Source organism: Pseudomonas sp. GW456-12-1-14-TSB6 (genome assembly GCF_059424205.1).
On record NZ_JBWKZE010000005.1, the window covers coordinates 217471 to 234384 of the forward strand.

Here is a 16914-nt window from a genome sequence, read left to right on the forward strand (position 1 = left end):
TTTTTTTAAGTTTGATCTGTTAAATGTCTTGCAAAGGACGGTGGGTTTTTTATTGGTTTTGCTCCGGTTAAGTTGTTTGCACGGCTTGGACGATGTTTTGTCGTCTGGTTATCCTGTGTAATAACGGAGTTTTATCATGAATGCAGTTGGAAGGTTATCGGCGGAAAAACATCTGAGTGAAATCAATAAGCGCAGGTACGACCTGGAAGGTTTGCTGGGTGCACTACCGTCGTTCAAATCGCTTTTGCAGGATTTGGTGTTAAAGGAACTTCAACAGTTATCACCGAATATTTATATCAGCAAAACTTACATTGCCGCCCAGCATTCAGAGATTGCGAATCCACAACCGACCGGGTTGTTGATGGACGTGTTCATGCAGTGCCTGGTGTCCGGCAATGCGCCCGTCTATGACGCCAGTCTGTACGGCGTCTACGATTGGCCTGACTCCACGGATGAAGAGGACCGGATTGAAGGGCTGGATGTAGTAGCCGTCGGTTCGTTGATCGGTAATGTGCTCGGATCGCTGGCGCAGAAGTACACGCCTTTGCTGGCGCAATACTGGGCTGCATCTTCGGGGAAGGACGGTCTGGGGCGTGAGCTGGCTTCGCGCAGTCGTCAGTTGCAGGATGCCTATGCAGCGCTGTTCTGGCAGGAATTGGGCGCGACGGTGCAGATGCAAGGCGTTCGGCCGGAGGTAGAGGAAAGCTATGCCGTTTTCATCAAGGGCACATCTTTGACTCCGGCCTACAGTCTTTCACTGCAACTGGAAAACGGTCGATTCGCAACGCTCGCCGGCTGCTTTGTCACGTACCTTTCGGGGCGCTCTATCCCCGAACTGGTTCTGGACGATGACGAATGGGTTGTCCTCTACACTTCCGTGAACGGCCTGGAAACATTCCGCACACCCACCTTGATGCATCAAGCGTTGCAGCAACGCCTGGGCAATGCAGAAACCCGGGCACAACTGCTCGGGAGTGTTTCACAGGAAGATGCCGAGCAGCTCGGCAGCGTTCCGGATATCCGTTACCTGAACATTCAAGGCGAAATCTTCCAGACCCTCACCGCCCAGCTTCTTGAAAAACAACAGCGCGACGTTGCTTACCATCTTCGTCGGTTACAGGCGCCGGGCGGGGATCGGCCTGCTCTCGTGCGTTCGGTCGAGAGCACCCTTCAGCAGCAGGCAGTCATCGACGCTGCCCGGGGGCGGATCGCGAGACTACTGGCCCTGATGAACCGAAACGCCCGGCCGCAATGGTTGAAAGATGCCACCGCCAACCATCAGGAAGTATTCGCTTCTCTGGAAAAGGAACTGCTCAGGGGGCAGGTGAGCCTGCATGAGGCCCTGGGGGGAGTATCTTCTTTTCAGGACTACGTGCGCGGAGTTGTCGAAACCCACATCAGCGCGGGCGATACCCGGCGAGTGGACCCTGATACTGTCTGGGTAACAGTGGAATATTCTTTGCGTATGGGCACTCGGCGTATTGAACATGTCGAGCGTAAAACCCTGACTCAGTTGTTCATGTACGGCGTGCATGACACGGCGGCTCCCTACACGATCAAGCTCGAAGCCTTTCACACCAATCCTCGACTGACGGCTTCGAGTATCGAACTCGCCATCCGCCAGTTTGATCTGCGTTTGCAATATGCCAATCAACGCAATCAGCGTTTCGCACAGGCACGGATTCGCGAAGCCATGCGCGAAGTCCTGGGGCAGGAAATTGCGCTCAGCCACTTCGCCGCCGTCCTGCAAAAACACATCGGCCCGCAAGGGCAGAATATGGTGCAGCGGTATCTGCATGGCGATCCGGGAGTCGAAGCGTTTGGCGTTGCGTTTCGTCAATACTACAAGCCGTTCAAGGACATGATTGCGTTTCGTGCAAGGGGGGCTGCGCCAGACCTCCAGTTACATGTGCTGTATGCGCCAGGTGCCCCGACCGGGCAGCAATGGTACGAATTCTCCGATCTGACCGGATTGAAACGACAGTTCATCTCCTGGGGTTTCGAGCCACGTGATCGTGAATTCCTGACCGCTCAGGCTTTCAGCAAGGATCGCGCAGCTTTCGTGAAAGACGAGCTTTCTTATGTCGAGCCAGGCCCTGTGTTTGAACCGAGGTGGTGGGGTGGAGTCACCCTGGTCGAGTGGACTCGGGGGCACGGTGAAGGGCCACTGATGGGGGCCATCCATGAAATCATCGATTGGGAAATCGCTGAGGAACAGGTGGCCACGCCCGTCTGGTACAGGAATGCGGCGTCGCGGGATCGCGAGATGCTTACCCGAGTGAACACGGATTTCAAGGCGCTCTACGAACTGTCGAAAGACGAGCTGAATATCCCCACGCTGGTTTCTTATTCGCGAGACCAGGTGATGGAACGGTTGAACAGTCACCTGCGTCGTTCTGACCCGAACCACCCCTTGATCGATCCTGATCGCGTTAATGTCAAGGTGAAAGGGCAGGACTGGATGACGCTTACCCAGCTCTTCATTCAATGGCAGCTTTGGCCTGGTGATGATCAGGTGGCATTCGTCTCCAGGGATGGTTCTTCACTGGGAAATCTGAATGCGACGGTCGTCAAATCGTTGATCGGTTTGCGGCCGGGCATGATGTATGAGTGGCATCTGGTCGACCGCTTTGCCAACGGCCCGTCGCTGGATCTCAAGGCGAAACTGTTCTGCAAGCTCAAGCAGAACGAAATGCTCAGGGCCGCATTGACTCAGAAGATGCAGGGCTCTCTGTCCTCCGAACAGTTCAATTGGCTGGCGGGACTGGTCGACGGGCTCGATCATGACCGTCCTCATCAAGTGGAACCGTTCAAGCCGGGCACTACCCCGCAGGAGGGTATCTACACGCTGGTTCTTGAAGGGCGACGCATCGAGGGCGCTTATACGTTTGGACGCCGGGTGGCAGGGAAGCTGCAGCTGCTGGCCTATATTCCGAAGGCTCCGGACGGGCTGAGTTTCCGCCCGCTCGAATCCTTGACACTGGGGCTCAAGGACGCCGACCTGGGAAATCACGTCATTGCACTGACCAGGCTCGAACACAGGGGTGTCGTACAGAACTTTGTCATTCGCTGCCAAAATGCTTCAGGCGCTCTCCCTGTCCCTGCGTTGGACAACAGTTATGCCGTGACCCATTTCAAGTTCGAATTCGACAGCATGATTTCCCGTGTGCTCAGCGACGTTGACTATCAAACCACCACACCTGCCGAGCGATTCTGGAACACGGTCATGGTGATCACCGAGCTTGCGGTGGATATCGTCTCGCTGTTTGTCCCGCCGGTGGGATTGGTGAGCAGCATCGTGCGCATCACACGTTCGATCGTCCAGGGCATCGTTGCCTACAGTCTGGGAGATGACAAAGCCGGCAAGAACCATCTCGCCTCGGCGTGGAGAAGCTCCATTCTCTTGTATGTGGGAATTGTGGCAGGCGTTGGCGGATCTGTTTCGGCAGTGGGGCTGCTGTCGCGAGTCAAGGATATTTCCGAGATCGTGTCGACCGTGACCGGGGTGCCGGTGGGGATTGGATATGTCACCGCCGTGGCTTCTCCCTACGTGATCGCGGACAGTAAAACCCGAATCATCGGCTGACCCCTTGCCTCGTCAATCTGGCTGATAACCCATCCGCCAACTCACGGCCCGCGTCGCAGCCAATAACCGCTGCGCCGCCGGGCCGTTTTCGTCGGCGTGGAACAACGATGTCGGGCCGACGATGGTCAATACCGCAGCGACCTGGCCGAGGGCGTTGAACACCGGAGCCGACAGGGCATCGACGCCGGGCATCAGCAAGCCGTGGACATGATGCAGACCGCGTTCGCGGATCTGTTCGCACAATGCCTCATAAGCTTTTTCGTCCGCCAGCGGATGGCCGCCGACGGCGATTTCCTGTTCGCGCAATTCGTCGGTTTCCCGGTGCGGCAGGTAAGCGCCGAACACCAGGCCGGTGGAGGAACTGAGCAGTGGCAACACCGAGCCCAGTTGCGTCACCACCGTCACCGCGCGCACCGCCGGTTCGATGTGCACCACGGTCGCGCCCTGATTGCCCCACACCGCCAGGAAACAGGTTTCGTTGAGTTCGTCGCGCAACTCGGCCAGCGGCAGGGCGGCGACTTTCAGCACGTCCATACTGTTGAGAGCGGCCAGACCCACCCGCAACGCTTCACGGCCGAGACCGTAGTGGTTGGTGGCGGTGTTCTGTTCGGCAAAGCCCGAGGCAATCAAGGCCTGCAGATAACGGTGGACCTTGCTCGCCGGCATCTGCACATGTTCGGCCAGACGCGACAGCGAAGTGGACGGCGACAACTCGGCCAGAGCCTTGAGGATGTCGGTGCCGACTTCGGCGGAGCGGACTTTCTGTTTGCCGTTGCTGTCGCTGGTTTTTTCCATGGTGCTGCCGTGTCCCGGAACGAATGGGCGTCTTTATAGCTTGACGCTCGATAGCGAGCAAATTACGTTATGCGTAATTGAATTACGATAAAAATAACCCCGGCGTGCCAAGACCTCCGATCCAGAGCGTCCGGCCATGCCGACTCCCTGTTCAGGAGGCTCCATGAACCTCGATTCAGCCCTGGCTTACCAGTCCGGTTTTGGCAACGAATTCAGCTCTGAAGCGTTGCCCGGCGCACTGCCCGTCGGCCAGAACTCCCCGCAGAAAGCCCCGTACGGTCTGTACACCGAACTGTTCTCCGGCACCGCGTTCACCATGACCCGCAGCGAAGCGCGGCGCACCTGGATGTACCGGATCCAGCCGTCGGCCAATCACCCGGCATTCGTCAAGCTGGAGCGGCAACTGGCGGGCGGCCCGTTGGGCGAAGTCACCCCCAATCGCCTGCGCTGGAATCCGCTGGAGATCCCGGCCGAACCGACCGATTTCATCGACGGTCTGGTGAGCATGGCGGCCAACTCCGGCGCCGACAAACCGGCCGGCATCAGCATCTATCACTATGGCGCCAACCGTTCGATGGAACGTGTTTTCTTCAACGCCGACGGCGAGCTGCTGCTGGTGCCGCAACTGGGGCGCCTGCGCATCGCCACTGAACTGGGTGTGCTGGAAGTGGCGCCGCTGGAAATCGCCGTGCTGCCACGGGGCCTGAAATTCCGAGTCGAACTGCTCGATCCGCAAGCGCGCGGTTACGTCGCCGAGAACCATGGCGCGCCGCTGCGCCTGCCGGATCTGGGGCCGATCGGCAGCAACGGTCTGGCCAATCCGCGGGACTTCCTGACCCCGGTCGCCGCCTACGAAAACCTGCAAAAACCAACCACCCTGGTGCAGAAATTCCTCGGCCAGTTGTGGGGTACCGAACTCAATCACTCGCCGCTGAACGTGGTCGCCTGGCACGGCAACAACGTACCGTACAAATATGACCTGCGCCGCTTCAACACCATCGGCACCGTCAGTTTCGATCACCCGGATCCGTCGATCTTCACCGTGCTGACCTCGCCGACCAGCGTCCACGGTCTGGCCAACCTCGACTTCGTGATCTTCCCGCCGCGCTGGATGGTGGCCGAGAACACCTTCCGTCCGCCGTGGTTCCACCGCAACCTGATGAACGAATTCATGGGCCTGATCCAGGGCGAATACGACGCCAAGGCCGAAGGCTTCCTGCCCGGCGGTGCGTCCCTGCACAGCTGCATGAGCGCCCACGGCCCGGACGGCGAGACCTGCACCAAAGCCATTAACGCGGACCTGAAACCGGCGAAGATCGACAACACCATGGCCTTCATGTTCGAGACCAGCCAGGTGCTGCGCCCCAGCCGTTTCGCCCTCGACTGCCCGCAATTGCAATCCACTTACGACGCCTGCTGGGCCACGCTGCCCGCCACGTTCGACCCGACCCGGAGATAACCCATGACTCAGAATTCCATCACCCGCAGTTGGGTCGCTTCGGCCAACGACCACACCGAATTCCCGCTGCAGAACCTGCCGCTGGGCGTGTTCAGCACCAATGGCTCGGCACCGCGCGCCGGCGTGGCGATTGGCGAACACATCTTCGATCTGCAAGTGGCGCTGGAGGCCGGTCTGTTCGACGGCGTCGCGCGCAGTGCCGTCGAAGCCATGCGCGGCGGTCAGTTGAACGCGTTCTTCGAACTCGGCCGCGACGCCCGCGTTGCCTTGCGCGAACGTCTGCTGGAACTGTTCAGCGAGGGCAGCACTCATCGCGGCAACATTGAAGCCCAGGGCGCAAAACTGCTGCCACTGGCCGCCGATTGCCAACTGCACCTGCCGGCGCGCATCAGTGACTACACCGACTTCTACGTCGGCATCGAACACGCGCAGAACGTCGGCAAACTGTTCCGTCCGGACAACCCGTTGCTGCCGAACTACAAACACGTGCCGATCGGCTACCACGGTCGCGCGTCCACTGTGCGCGCTTCCGGTGCCGACGTGCGCCGCCCGAAAGGCCAGACCCTGCCAGCCGGTGCGACCGAGCCGACCTTCGGCCCGTGCGCGCGGCTGGACTACGAGCTGGAACTGGGGATCTGGATCGGTCAGGGCAACGAGATGGGCGAGCCGATCGCCATTGGTGACGCCGCCGAGCACATCGCCGGTTTCTGCCTGCTGAACGATTGGTCGGCCCGTGACATCCAGGCCTGGGAATACCAGCCGCTCGGCCCGTTCCTGTCCAAGAGCTTCATCACCAGCGTCTCGCCATGGGTGGTGACCGCCGAAGCGCTGGCACCATTCCGCACCGCGCAACCGGCGCGTCCGCAAGGCGATCCGCAGCCGCTGCCGTACCTGCTCGACAAACGCGATCAGGAGGGCGGTGCCTTCGACATCGAGTTGGAAGTGCTGCTGCTCACCGAAAAAATGCGCGAGCAGAACCTGCCGGCCCATCGCCTGACCCTGAGCAACACCCGCTACATGTACTGGACTGTCGCGCAAATGGTTGCGCACCACAGCGTCAACGGTTGCCAGTTGCAGGCCGGTGACCTGTTCGGTTCGGGCACCTTGTCCGGCCCTGAAAACGGTCAGTTCGGCAGCCTGCTGGAAATCACCGAGGGCGGCAAAAAGCCGATCGAACTGGCGTCCGGTGAAGTGCGCAAATTCCTTGAAGACGGCGACGAAATCATCCTGCGCGCCCGCTGCGCCCGCGAAGGTTTTGCCTCGATCGGCTTCGGCGAATGCCGTGGCACCGTGCTGGCGGCGCGCTGACAGGAGCGGCTCATGGACCTCTACACCTATTACCGTTCCACCTCGTCGTACCGGGTGCGGATCGCGCTGGCCCTCAAGGGCCTCGACTACCAGGCGTTGCCGGTCAATCTGATCGCACCGCCGGGTGGCGAGCATCGGCAACCGGCGTACCTGGCGATCAATCCTCAGGGCCGGGTGCCGGCGCTGCGCACTGACGAAGGCAAGTTGCTGATTCAGTCACCGGCGATCATCGAGTATCTGGAGGAACGTTATCCACAGGTGCCGTTGCTGCCCGAAGACCTCGTTGCCCGCGCCCAGGTGCGCGGCGTGGCGGCGGTGATCGGCTGCGACGTGCATCCGCTGCACAACGTCAGCGTGCTCAATCGCCTGCGCGGGTTGGGGCATGACGAGCCGCAGGTGACCGAGTGGATCGGCCACTGGATCAGTCAGGGGCTGGCGACGGTGGAGCAGTTGATCGGCGACAGCGGCTTCTGTTTCGGCGAGTGGCCGTGCGTGGCGGACGTGTACCTGATTCCGCAGTTGTACGCGGCCGAGCGGTTCAACGTTTCGCTGGAGGCGTATCCACGGATTCGTCGGGTGGCCGCGTTGGCCGCTGAGCATCCGGCGTTCATTGCGGCGCATCCGGCGAATCAGCCGGACACGCCGAAATAACTGAGCACACCCACGCTCTGCGTGGGTGTGCTGCCAAGGATGCTCTGTGCCCAGTGTGACGCGGAGCGTCACGGGATGCATTCCCACGCGGAGCGTGGGAACGATCTCTCGATATGCGCTGTGACCAAAAAATCATAAAAACAAAACAGGTACCTTGCGATGCACAACCAGATTGCCAGCTTCCGGGCGGCACTCGACGCCCGTCCTGTGTCCCGCTTTCAGTGGTTACTCCTGATGCTTCTCGCCTTGCTGCTGGTTACCGACGGCTATGACGCCCAGGTGCTCGGTTACGTGGTGCCGGCGCTGGCGCAGGACTGGGGCCTGGAGAAATCCGCATTCGGCCCCGTGTTCAGTGCCAACCTGCTGGGGCTGACCCTCGGCTCCCTTGCTGTGACGCCACTGGCCGACCGCTTTGGCGTTCGACGGATTCTGCTCGCCTGCGTGCTGATCTACGCCAGCCTCACCGTGCTGATGGTGTTCGCCGATTCCCTGAATACCCTGATGATCGCGCGCTTCATCTGCGGCATCGGCATGGGCGGCGCGATGCCCAGCGCCATGGCCTTGATGTCGGAATATTCACCGCCTCGCCTGCGCACGTTGATGGTCACGCTGGCGGCGTGCGGCTTTTCATTCGGCGGTGCGGCGGGTGGTTTTGTCGCGGCCGGTTTCATCGACCGTTTCGGTTGGCAGGCAGTGTTCCTCGCCGGCGGTGTCACGCCGTTGCTGCTGTTTCCGTTTCTCTGGTGGATGCTGCCGGAATCCTTGCCACGCCTGCTGCGTGACGCGCCGCCCTATGCGCGCCTGCGCAAGGTCACCGCACGGATGCTTCCGGACTGGCAACCGCCCGCTGCATCGGTCGAGCAGAACGAGCGCGAGCAGGGCAGCAAACTCACCGTGGTGGAGTTGTTCCGCAACGGTTACGCCCGCCCGACCTTGCTGATCTGGGCCACGTTTTTCGTCAGCCTGATCCTGTTGTATTTCATGATCAGCTGGCTGCCGTCGCTGCTGCTGGAAAGTGGCCTGAAGCTCAACGAAGCGAATCTGGTGACGTCGATGTTCCTGTTCGCCGGCACGCTGGGGGCGATCTGCATGGCGTGGTTCGCCGACCGGTTGAAAAGCAAGGTGAGGCTGCTGTCCGGTGTGCTGGCTGGCGCGGCGGTGTGCACGATCCTGCTGGGCCTGAATCACGACAACCCGCGCTATCTGGTGGCCTGTGTGTTCGCGGCAGGGTTCTGCATCATCGGCGGGCAACTGACGCTCAATGCGTTCGCCAGCAATTTCTATCCGGCCCACGTACGCGCCACCGGCACCGGTTGGGCGTTGGGAGTCGGGCGGTTCGGGTCGATTCTCGGCCCACTGTTCGGCAGTCTATTGTTGGCGATGCACATTCCGGTGGAGCAGATTTTCTTCTTCTGCGCGATTCCGGCGGTGATTGCGGCGTTGCTGATCATTCAGGTGAGTTCGCCAGCCACTGCCCTGCTCAGTGGACGACTGAGTTCGGCGGCAGATGCCCCAGTCGTTCCGTCAGGCGAAGTCGCTGAATCGGGTCGTCACTGAGCAATAGCGCGTGCTCCAGATCGAAACGCTCGGCGTTTGGGCAATCGAGGCGCTGGTACAGACTGGCCCGGGCCAGATAGTCGGCGGCGCTGGCATTGCCCAGTTCGAGCACGCGCTCGGCATCGATCAACGCGGCGATGAAGTCGTCGTGGGTCAGGTGCAACTGGCGCAGGTTGCGTGACAGGCGCTGAAGCATCTGCACCGGTTCGGCAGTCAGCAGGTGATCGGCGCTGAGTTTCATCTGGTGGCCGTACTGGCGGTGCAGCAGTTCGCGGCAATCGTTCGGATACAGACGCCGTCCGCCGCAGGGATCGAGCAGGTGATCGGCCCCGGGAACCTTGAGCAGGAAATGCCCGGGGAAGTTCACCCCGACCAGCGGAATCTCCAGGCCACGGGCCAGTTCCAGAGCGATCAATGCCAGCGCCAGCGGCTGGCCGCGTTTGGTCTGCATGACTTTGTGCACCATTGCGGCCTGTGGGCGCAGCGGTATGAAATCATCTTGCGCGAAGCCCAGATCGGTCATGCGCCGCAGCAGCGGTTGCGCCAGTTCGCTGACCGGCAGCAACGGCAAGCCATAGCTGACCCGCTGTTGCAGCTCCTTGAAGTCCTGCAGCAGTGCTTCGGGATCGGCTTGTTTGTCGTGTTCGGCGGCCATCCACAACGCGGCTTCGAACAGCGCGGGCGGTGAACGGTGCAGACATTCGAAAAAACGTTGGCGCGGACTCATCTCAATCTCCGGGGCATGCCTCGTTTTAGCCCCGTCTTTGCCATTCGTCCAGTGCCGGGCCGCTCTGCCATCGGGTTATGCCACAACCCGGTGATCAGTGGCGGCGCTTATTCCGGCGCGCTTCAGCAATTTTCAGGCGCAAGCCTATACTGGCGTCTACCAGAAGTGATTCGGGAGCCTGCCGATGTTCGCTCTCATGCAAAGCACTCGCCTGGAATCGCTGCACCTTAGCGTTGATCCGGTGTCCGGATTGAAGGCGGTCATTGCCATTCATAACAGTCGCCTCGGGCCTGCCCTGGGCGGGTGTCGTTATCTTGCCTACCCGAACGACGAATCCGCAGTCGAGGACGCCATACGCCTGGCCCAGGGCATGAGCTACAAGGCTGCATTGGCCGGACTCGCCCAGGGTGGCGGGGTGGCCGTGATCGTGCGGCCGGCCCATGTGGAAAACCGCGCCGCACTGTTCGAGGCGTTCGGTCGTTGCATCGATCAGCTCGACGGGCGCTACATCACCGCCATCGACAGCGGCACTTCGGTGGCGGACATGGACTGCATTGCCCAGCAGACCCAGCATGTCACCAGCACCACCTCCGCCGGCGACCCGGCGCCGCATGCGGCGATGGGCGTGTTCACCGGAATTCGTGCCACGGCCATGGCGCGGCTGGGCAGCGACAACCTCGAAGGCTTGCGCGTGGCGATTCAGGGGCTGGGCAACGTTGGTTATGCCCTCGCTGAACAGTTGCACGCAGCCGGTGCCGAGTTGTTGGTCAGCGACATCGATCACGGCAAGGTGCAACTGGCGATGGAGCAGCTCAACGCCCATCCGATTGCCAACGACGCCTTGCTCAGCACGCCGTGCGACATCCTCGCGCCGTGCGGCCTCGGCGGGGTGCTCAACAGCCACACGGTCACCCAGTTGCGCTGCTCTGCGGTGGCGGGCTCGGCCAACAATCAGCTGACGCACCTGGATGTCGCCGATCAACTGGAACGACGCGGCATCCTGTATGCGCCGGATTACGTGATCAATGCCGGCGGGCTGATCTACGTTTCCCTCAAGCATCGCGGCGAAGAACTGACGACCATCACCGCGCACCTGTCGAAGATCAGTTCGCGCCTGACCGAAGTCTTCGCCCACGCCCAGGCGGAAAAGCGTTCACCTGCGCGGGTGGCGGACGAGCTGGCGGAAAAGGTGTTGTACCGCTGAGGTTTGTCCGGACATGAAAAAGCCCCTGAGTCTTTCAACTCAGGGGCTATTCAATTCAGAGGCTGCAATTCAGATGCCGATTACTTCGCTGCCTTTGCTGCCTTGGCGGGTTTGGCTGGCGCTTCTGCCGGTTCGGCCACTTCGGCCGTTTCGGTCGCCACAACCGGTGCCGCCGGTGCGTTGATCAGCTCCGACAGGGCATCAGGCTGGCTCTTGAACGCCCGGGCGAACACATCGCGGTTCTTCGCCATGAAGATCCCGACTTCTTCCACTTGCTGCTCGCTCAACGAAGGAACGGCTTTTTCCAGCACTTCGGCCAACAGTTCGGCCAGTTCGAGCATTTTGTCATGACGGTCAGCTTCGGCTTTATCCATGAACAAGCGCTCCAGATCTCGGCTGCTGCGGTATACCACTTCGACGGCCATTCACCACCTCACATGCCTTCACATTAAGTTGTCTTTGCGACTACTGTATCTATATACAGCGAAAAGGATAAGCGAATCCCTGCGCTTTGGGTAGTGGCTTCTTAATGTAGACCGGATTCGGATTTTGTCAGCCCGACGCCTGCGCACAGGTGCGACCAAACGCCACGGCGCAGGTTTCGCGGCGGCTCGCCATGATGGCGTGGCCTCTTTTCTGCATGCATCTGCGTACGTGCGCAATAACCGTCACGTCCAGCAAGCAACATCCGCTCGAACCGGGCTAAGGAACCTTCATCGTGAAAATCAACTGGGCCGAGAAACTGCGGCAAAACGTGCATCAACTGGCCGAGTCCCTGGGCAACCTGTTCGTCGAGACTTTCCACTACCTGGCGCTGTTCGCCATTGGTGCGGTAACCGCATGGGCGGCGGTGATGGAATTTCTCGGCATGCTCGAGGAAGGGCACATCAAGATCGATGACATTCTGTTGCTGTTCATCTATCTGGAACTGGGGGCGATGGTCGGGATTTACTTCAAGACCAACCACATGCCGGTGCGCTTCCTGATCTACGTGGCGATCACGGCACTGACGCGCCTGCTGATCTCCAACGTCTCGCACCACAATCCGCCGGACATGGGCATCATCTACCTGTGTGGCGGGATTCTGCTGCTGGCGTTCTCGATCCTGGTGGTGCGTTACGCCTCGTCGCAATTCCCTTCGGTGAAAATCGAGAACCCGCACCGCAAGATCGGCACGGGTTCCAGTGAACATCCGGAAGTGGAGAAGGGCGAACTTTAAAGGCCGGCAGTTGGCCGGGGCTGATGTTTGGCCTGACGCGGTGGTGGAGCGATTCCGTCGCCGCGGGTCATGGCATCGAGGATCGCCATGGCGCTATGGCCCTGTTCGATGGCGATGCCGAACTGAATGCTTTGCACCAGGCGTTTGAGGCGCTTGGGGTCATTGCGCTGTTCGGCGCTGATCATCCGTTTGGCGACGATCCGCCCGCTTTTGGAGAGGGTCAGCATGATGCTGCCGTCGAGCCCCTGAATGCTCAGGTTGATCTGATAGTCCGGCGCGAAGGCATCGGTAATGATCTGAAAAGGATTGTCCATGATGCGTCACCGCCTGATTGAACGTGCAGTTGTTGACCGGCCTTGATCGGGTTGGTTCGCCAAACCTGACCATCGGCCTTTCCGTGGTCCTGTCTCCTTCAGCGATGTAGCAAGGGACATGCCGGGAATATTGTCGAACAATGAAACCGGCCAAAAAGAAGGCGAGCCCCTGGCTCGCCTTCTTCGTTTGCGGCCCGTTTCAGGGCAGAACCGAGTAGATGATCGCAGACAGTGCAATCAGGCCGATCAACACCACGAACACGTTGGACGCCTGGCCCGAATACTGGCGCAAGGCCGGCACGCGGCGGATGGCGTACATCGGCATCAGGAACAGCAGGCAGGCAATCACCGGCCCACCGAGGGTTTCGATCATGCCGAGGATGCTCGGGTTGAAGGTCGCCACGGCCCAGCAGCTGAGGATCATGAACAGCGCGGTCGCACGGTTCAGCCAGCTCGCCGACATCACCCGGCCACGGCTGCGCAGGCTTTTGACGATCATGCCCTGGAAGCCTTCGCTGGCGCCGATGTAGTGGCCGAGGAAGGATTTGGTGATCGCCACCAGCGCAATCAGCGGCGCGGCGTAAGCGATGACCGGGGTCTGGAAGTGGTTGGCCAGGTACGACAGGATCGAAATGTTCTGCGCCTTGGCCGCTGCCAGATCCGCCGGCGACAGCGCCAGCACGCAACTGAAGCAGAAGAACATCACCGTCACCACCATCATGCCGTGAGCCATGGCGAGGATACCGCTGCTCTTGCGCTCGGCCTGCTCGCCGTAACGCTGTTTCTGCTCGACGGCGAACGCGGAAATGATCGGCGAATGGTTGAACGAGAACACCATCACCGGGATCGCCAGCCACAGGGTCTTGAGGAACACCGACAGTTCCATCGGTTCTTGAGCACTGGCGAAGAACGCGCCATTCCAGTTCGGAATCAGGCTGATGCCGAGCAACAGCAGCGCGGCGACGAACGGATAGACCAGCACGCTCATGGCTTTGACGATCACGCTCTGACCGCAGCGGACGATGGCCATCAAGCCGAGGATCAGCGCCAGCGACAGCACCGCGCGTGGCGGTGGGGCGATGTGCAATTGATGTTCGAGGAAGCTGCTGAGGGTGTTGGTCAGCGCCACGCTGTACACCAGCAGGATCGGGAAGATCGCGAAGAAATACAGCAGCGTGATCAGTTTGCCGGCGCCGATGCCGAAGTGTTCTTCCACCACTTCGGTGATGTCACCGGAACGGCCCGACAGCACGAAGCGGGTCAGGCCCCGGTGCGCGAAGAAGGTCATCGGGAACGCCAGCAACGCCAGGATCAGCAACGGCCAGAAGCCGCCGACACCGGCGTTGATCGGCAGGAACAAGGTGCCGGCACCGATGGCCGTGCCATACAGGCCGAGCATCCAGGTGGTGTCGAATTTGCTCCAGCCCTTGTGGGCGGTTTCGGTATTGCGTGTGCGGTCTACAGCGGGATTTTCGGCAGCAGGTGTGCGTACATCGGTCATCGTTTTTGCCTCGTTATTATTCTTGCTCGGGCTCACGTGTTACGGGCGGTCAGGGAGTGCTCCTCAGCACTCCACCCAGCTCACGGCCAGGCCGCCCCGTGAAGTCTCTTTGTATTTGTCATGCATGTCGGCGCCGGTATCGCGCATGGTGCGGATCACCCGGTCGAGAGAAATGAAGTGTTTGCCGTCGCCGCGCAGGGCCATTTGCGTGGCGTTGATCGCCTTCACCGCAGCGATGGCGTTGCGCTCGATGCACGGCACCTGTACGAGCCCGCCAACCGGGTCGCAGGTCAGACCGAGGTTGTGTTCCAGGCCGATTTCGGCGGCGTTTTCCAGTTGCTCCGGGGTGGCGCCGAGCACATCGGCCAGACCTGCAGCGGCCATCGCACAGGCGGAGCCGACTTCACCCTGGCAGCCGACTTCGGCACCGGAAATCGAAGCGTTTTTCTTGCACAGGATGCCGACCGCTGCCGCGCCCAGAAAGAACGCAACCACGTCGTCGTCCGACGCATCCGGATTGAATTTCATGTAGTAGTGCAGGACGGCCGGGATGATCCCGGCGGCACCGTTGGTCGGCGCGGTCACCATGCGCCCGCCGGCGGCGTTCTCTTCGTTGACGGCGAGGGCGAACAGGTTGACCCACTCCATCGCCGACAGGGTCGAACTGATGACGTTCGGCTTGCCGATTTCCAGCAGGCTGCGGTGCAATTTCGCAGCGCGGCGGGGAACATTCAGACCGCCAGGCAGGATGCCTTCGTGACGCAGGCCTTGCTCGACGCATTCGCGCATCACCGACCAGATGTGCAGCAGGCCCTGACGGATCTCGGCGTCGCTGCGCCAGGCCCGTTCGTTGGCCATCATCAGTTCGGACACCCGCAGGTTGTGCTGCTTGCACAGCGCCAGCAGTTCGACGGCGCTGGAGAATTCGTAAGGCAACTCGACGTCGCCGGCCGGCGCCACACCCGATTCGGCTTCGGCCGCTTCGATGATGAAACCGCCGCCGACCGAGTAGTACGTTTGCTCGAACAGTTGGCCGGATGCACCGAAGGCTGTCAGCGACATGGCGTTGGGGTGGTAGGGCAGGCTCTCGTCCAGCAGCAGGAGATCGTGCTGCCAGTTGAAGGCAATTGAACGTTTACCGGCCAGAGACAGTTGGCCGGTTTCGCGCAGTTGCTGGATGCGTGGCTCGATGGTCGACGGATCGATGCTGTCCGGCCATTCGCCCATCAACCCCATGACCGTCGCGCGGTCAGTGGCATGGCCGACGCCGGTGGCCGAAAGCGAGCCGTACAAACGGATTTCCACCCGCTGCACATCGTTCAGCAAATGCTGGTCGATCAGGGCCTGGGCGAAGGTCGCGGCGGCGCGCATCGGGCCGACGGTGTGGGAGCTGGACGGGCCGATGCCGACTTTGAATAGATCGAAAACACTGATAGCCATGCTAAACCCTTACAAGCAATGGAGTAGGAATCGCTGCCATTTTTTGTAGGACAAGCGCAATGTCGGCGATACTGCCTACCTCGCTTCGACGTGACTAACGAAACTTCCTAAGTAAGCCTTTAGCAGGACTAAACCATGAGTCGTCAATTGCATGCCCAGACTTACGTCTGGCTGCAGGTGTTTTCCTGTGCCGCGCGGCACCTGTCATTTACCCGTTGTGCCGAAGAACTGCACATCACGCCGGGGGCGGTGAGTCAGCAAATCCGACAGCTGGAAGAGCGGCTGGGATTTCGCCTGTTTCATCGCCGTGCGCGGGGCGTGGAGTTGAGCGCGGAAGGGCAGCGACTGGCGATCACGGTCAACGAGGCTTACGGCAGCATCGACGCGGAATTGCGTCGCCTGGATGCGGGGATGATCAGCGGGATTCTGCGGGTCCGTTCGATTCCGTCGTTCCTCAGCAAGTGGCTGACCCCGCGCCTGCCGCGCCTGCAACAGCGATACCCGGACATCCAGTTGCGGCTGGTGGCCGAGGACAGCAGCGTGCCGTTGCATGAAGGGGATTTTGACCTGGCCATCGACCTGAACGACGGCAGTTATCCGGGACTGTTATCCACAGCCTTGCTCGACGAGCAGATTTTCCCGGTGTGCGCGCCGGGCCTGCTGCGCGGACGGCCGCCGCTGCACGGGCCGGCGGATCTGGTGCATTTCCCGCTGCTGCACGACATCACCGCCTGGCGCGGCAGCTATGAATACGCGGAGTGGGAGTTTTATCTCAATGCCATCGGTTTCGAGGGCGCGGATGTGCGGCGCGGGCACACGTTCAATCGCAACCACCTGACCATCGAAGCGGCGATTGCCGGCATGGGCGTGGCGATTGCCCGGCGCACGCTGCTCAACGACGAGCTGGAGCGGGGGACATTGATCGTGCCGTTCGGGATTTCGGTGCCCAATCACAAGCGCTATGTATTGCTTTATGCGCCGGGGGCCCTGAGCCATCCGGGCGTACGGGCGGTGCATGACTGGCTGGTGGAAGAAGCGGGGATTTTTCGCAGCCTGCACCCGTTGGGTGATGGCCAATTGTGAGCAGATTTTTCGGGGTGGCGGGGCGACCCAACTCCCGACCTTACCAGCGCTTTACTCGGTTGTCCGGCTT

The 16914-nt window shown here is 60.8% G+C and carries 13 protein-coding genes and 1 pseudogene; 8 read left to right on the top strand and 6 right to left on the bottom strand.

The window, feature by feature from the left end:
- Window positions 1-136: 136 nt before the first annotated feature.
- Entirely contained in the window at window positions 137-3586 is a 3450-nt protein-coding gene (locus AC07Y2_RS06825) for a dermonecrotic toxin domain-containing protein (protein WP_103385679.1), read from the top strand.
- 12 nt (window positions 3587-3598) lie between these two features.
- On the opposite strand, the gene AC07Y2_RS06830 is transcribed toward AC07Y2_RS06825, so the two are convergent.
- Window positions 3599-4381 (bottom strand): IclR family transcriptional regulator, encoded by a 783-nt coding sequence (locus AC07Y2_RS06830; protein WP_085647708.1) that lies wholly within the window; start codon window positions 4379-4381, stop codon window positions 3599-3601.
- Between the two features lie 163 nt (window positions 4382-4544).
- Between AC07Y2_RS06830 and hmgA the strand changes: the two genes are divergently transcribed.
- From hmgA to AC07Y2_RS06850, 4 genes are all read left to right on the top strand, one after another.
- The gene (gene hmgA, locus AC07Y2_RS06835) at window positions 4545-5840 is read left to right on the top strand and encodes a homogentisate 1,2-dioxygenase (RefSeq protein ID WP_103385680.1); all 1296 of its coding nucleotides are present in this window, start codon (window positions 4545-4547) and stop codon (window positions 5838-5840) included.
- Between the two features lie 3 nt (window positions 5841-5843).
- The gene (fahA, locus tag AC07Y2_RS06840) at window positions 5844-7148 is read left to right on the top strand and encodes a fumarylacetoacetase (RefSeq protein ID WP_103385681.1); all 1305 of its coding nucleotides are present in this window, start codon (window positions 5844-5846) and stop codon (window positions 7146-7148) included.
- 12 nt (window positions 7149-7160) lie between these two features.
- The gene (gene maiA / locus AC07Y2_RS06845; RefSeq protein ID WP_103385682.1) at window positions 7161-7799 is read left to right on the top strand and encodes a maleylacetoacetate isomerase; all 639 of its coding nucleotides are present in this window, start codon (window positions 7161-7163) and stop codon (window positions 7797-7799) included.
- Between the two features lie 159 nt (window positions 7800-7958).
- Window positions 7959-9356, top strand: a complete 1398-nt coding sequence (locus tag AC07Y2_RS06850; protein WP_103385683.1) for an MFS transporter — start codon at window positions 7959-7961, stop codon at window positions 9354-9356.
- Here the strand turns inward: AC07Y2_RS06850 and AC07Y2_RS06855 are convergent.
- Window positions 9280-10083 carry a SirB1 family protein gene (locus tag AC07Y2_RS06855; RefSeq protein WP_039769388.1) on the bottom strand — a complete coding sequence of 268 codons (804 nt, stop codon included), beginning with the start codon at window positions 10081-10083 and terminating at the stop codon, window positions 9280-9282. The two genes, AC07Y2_RS06850 and AC07Y2_RS06855, sit on opposite strands and share 77 nt — an antisense overlap.
- Before the next feature lie 184 nt (window positions 10084-10267).
- Here AC07Y2_RS06855 and AC07Y2_RS06860 point away from each other — a divergent pair, with 184 nt between their 5' ends.
- A complete protein-coding gene (locus AC07Y2_RS06860; RefSeq protein ID WP_011332519.1) occupies window positions 10268-11287 on the top strand; it encodes a Glu/Leu/Phe/Val dehydrogenase family protein in 1020 nt (339 codons plus the stop codon).
- 167 nt (window positions 11288-11454) lie between these two features.
- On the opposite strand, the pseudogene AC07Y2_RS06865 reads toward AC07Y2_RS06860, so the two are convergent.
- Window positions 11455-11712, bottom strand: a pseudogene (locus AC07Y2_RS06865) (YebG family protein); the annotation flags it as partial.
- 293 nt (window positions 11713-12005) lie between these two features.
- Here AC07Y2_RS06865 and AC07Y2_RS06870 point away from each other — a divergent pair.
- Window positions 12006-12506, top strand: a complete 501-nt coding sequence (locus AC07Y2_RS06870) for a phosphate-starvation-inducible protein PsiE (RefSeq protein ID WP_007957255.1) — start codon at window positions 12006-12008, stop codon at window positions 12504-12506.
- On the opposite strand, the gene AC07Y2_RS06875 is transcribed toward AC07Y2_RS06870, so the two are convergent.
- From AC07Y2_RS06875 to AC07Y2_RS06885, 3 genes are all read right to left on the bottom strand, one after another.
- Complete coding sequence (locus AC07Y2_RS06875; RefSeq protein ID WP_103385684.1) at window positions 12503-12820, bottom strand: DUF3509 domain-containing protein; 318 nt, start codon at window positions 12818-12820, stop codon at window positions 12503-12505. The two genes, AC07Y2_RS06870 and AC07Y2_RS06875, sit on opposite strands and share 4 nt — an antisense overlap.
- A 199-nt stretch (window positions 12821-13019) precedes the next feature.
- Window positions 13020-14321 carry an HAAAP family serine/threonine permease gene (locus AC07Y2_RS06880; RefSeq protein WP_103385685.1) on the bottom strand — a complete coding sequence of 434 codons (1302 nt, stop codon included), beginning with the start codon at window positions 14319-14321 and terminating at the stop codon, window positions 13020-13022.
- Window positions 14322-14384: 63 nt separating this feature from the next.
- Window positions 14385-15761 carry an L-serine ammonia-lyase gene (locus AC07Y2_RS06885; protein ID WP_074691739.1) on the bottom strand — a complete coding sequence of 459 codons (1377 nt, stop codon included), beginning with the start codon at window positions 15759-15761 and terminating at the stop codon, window positions 14385-14387.
- A gap of 135 nt (window positions 15762-15896) precedes the next feature.
- Here AC07Y2_RS06885 and AC07Y2_RS06890 point away from each other — a divergent pair, with 135 nt between their 5' ends.
- Window positions 15897-16844: a LysR substrate-binding domain-containing protein gene (locus AC07Y2_RS06890; protein ID WP_011332523.1), complete on the top strand. Its 948-nt coding sequence runs from the start codon at window positions 15897-15899 to the stop codon at window positions 16842-16844.
- Window positions 16845-16914: the final 70 nt, after the last annotated feature.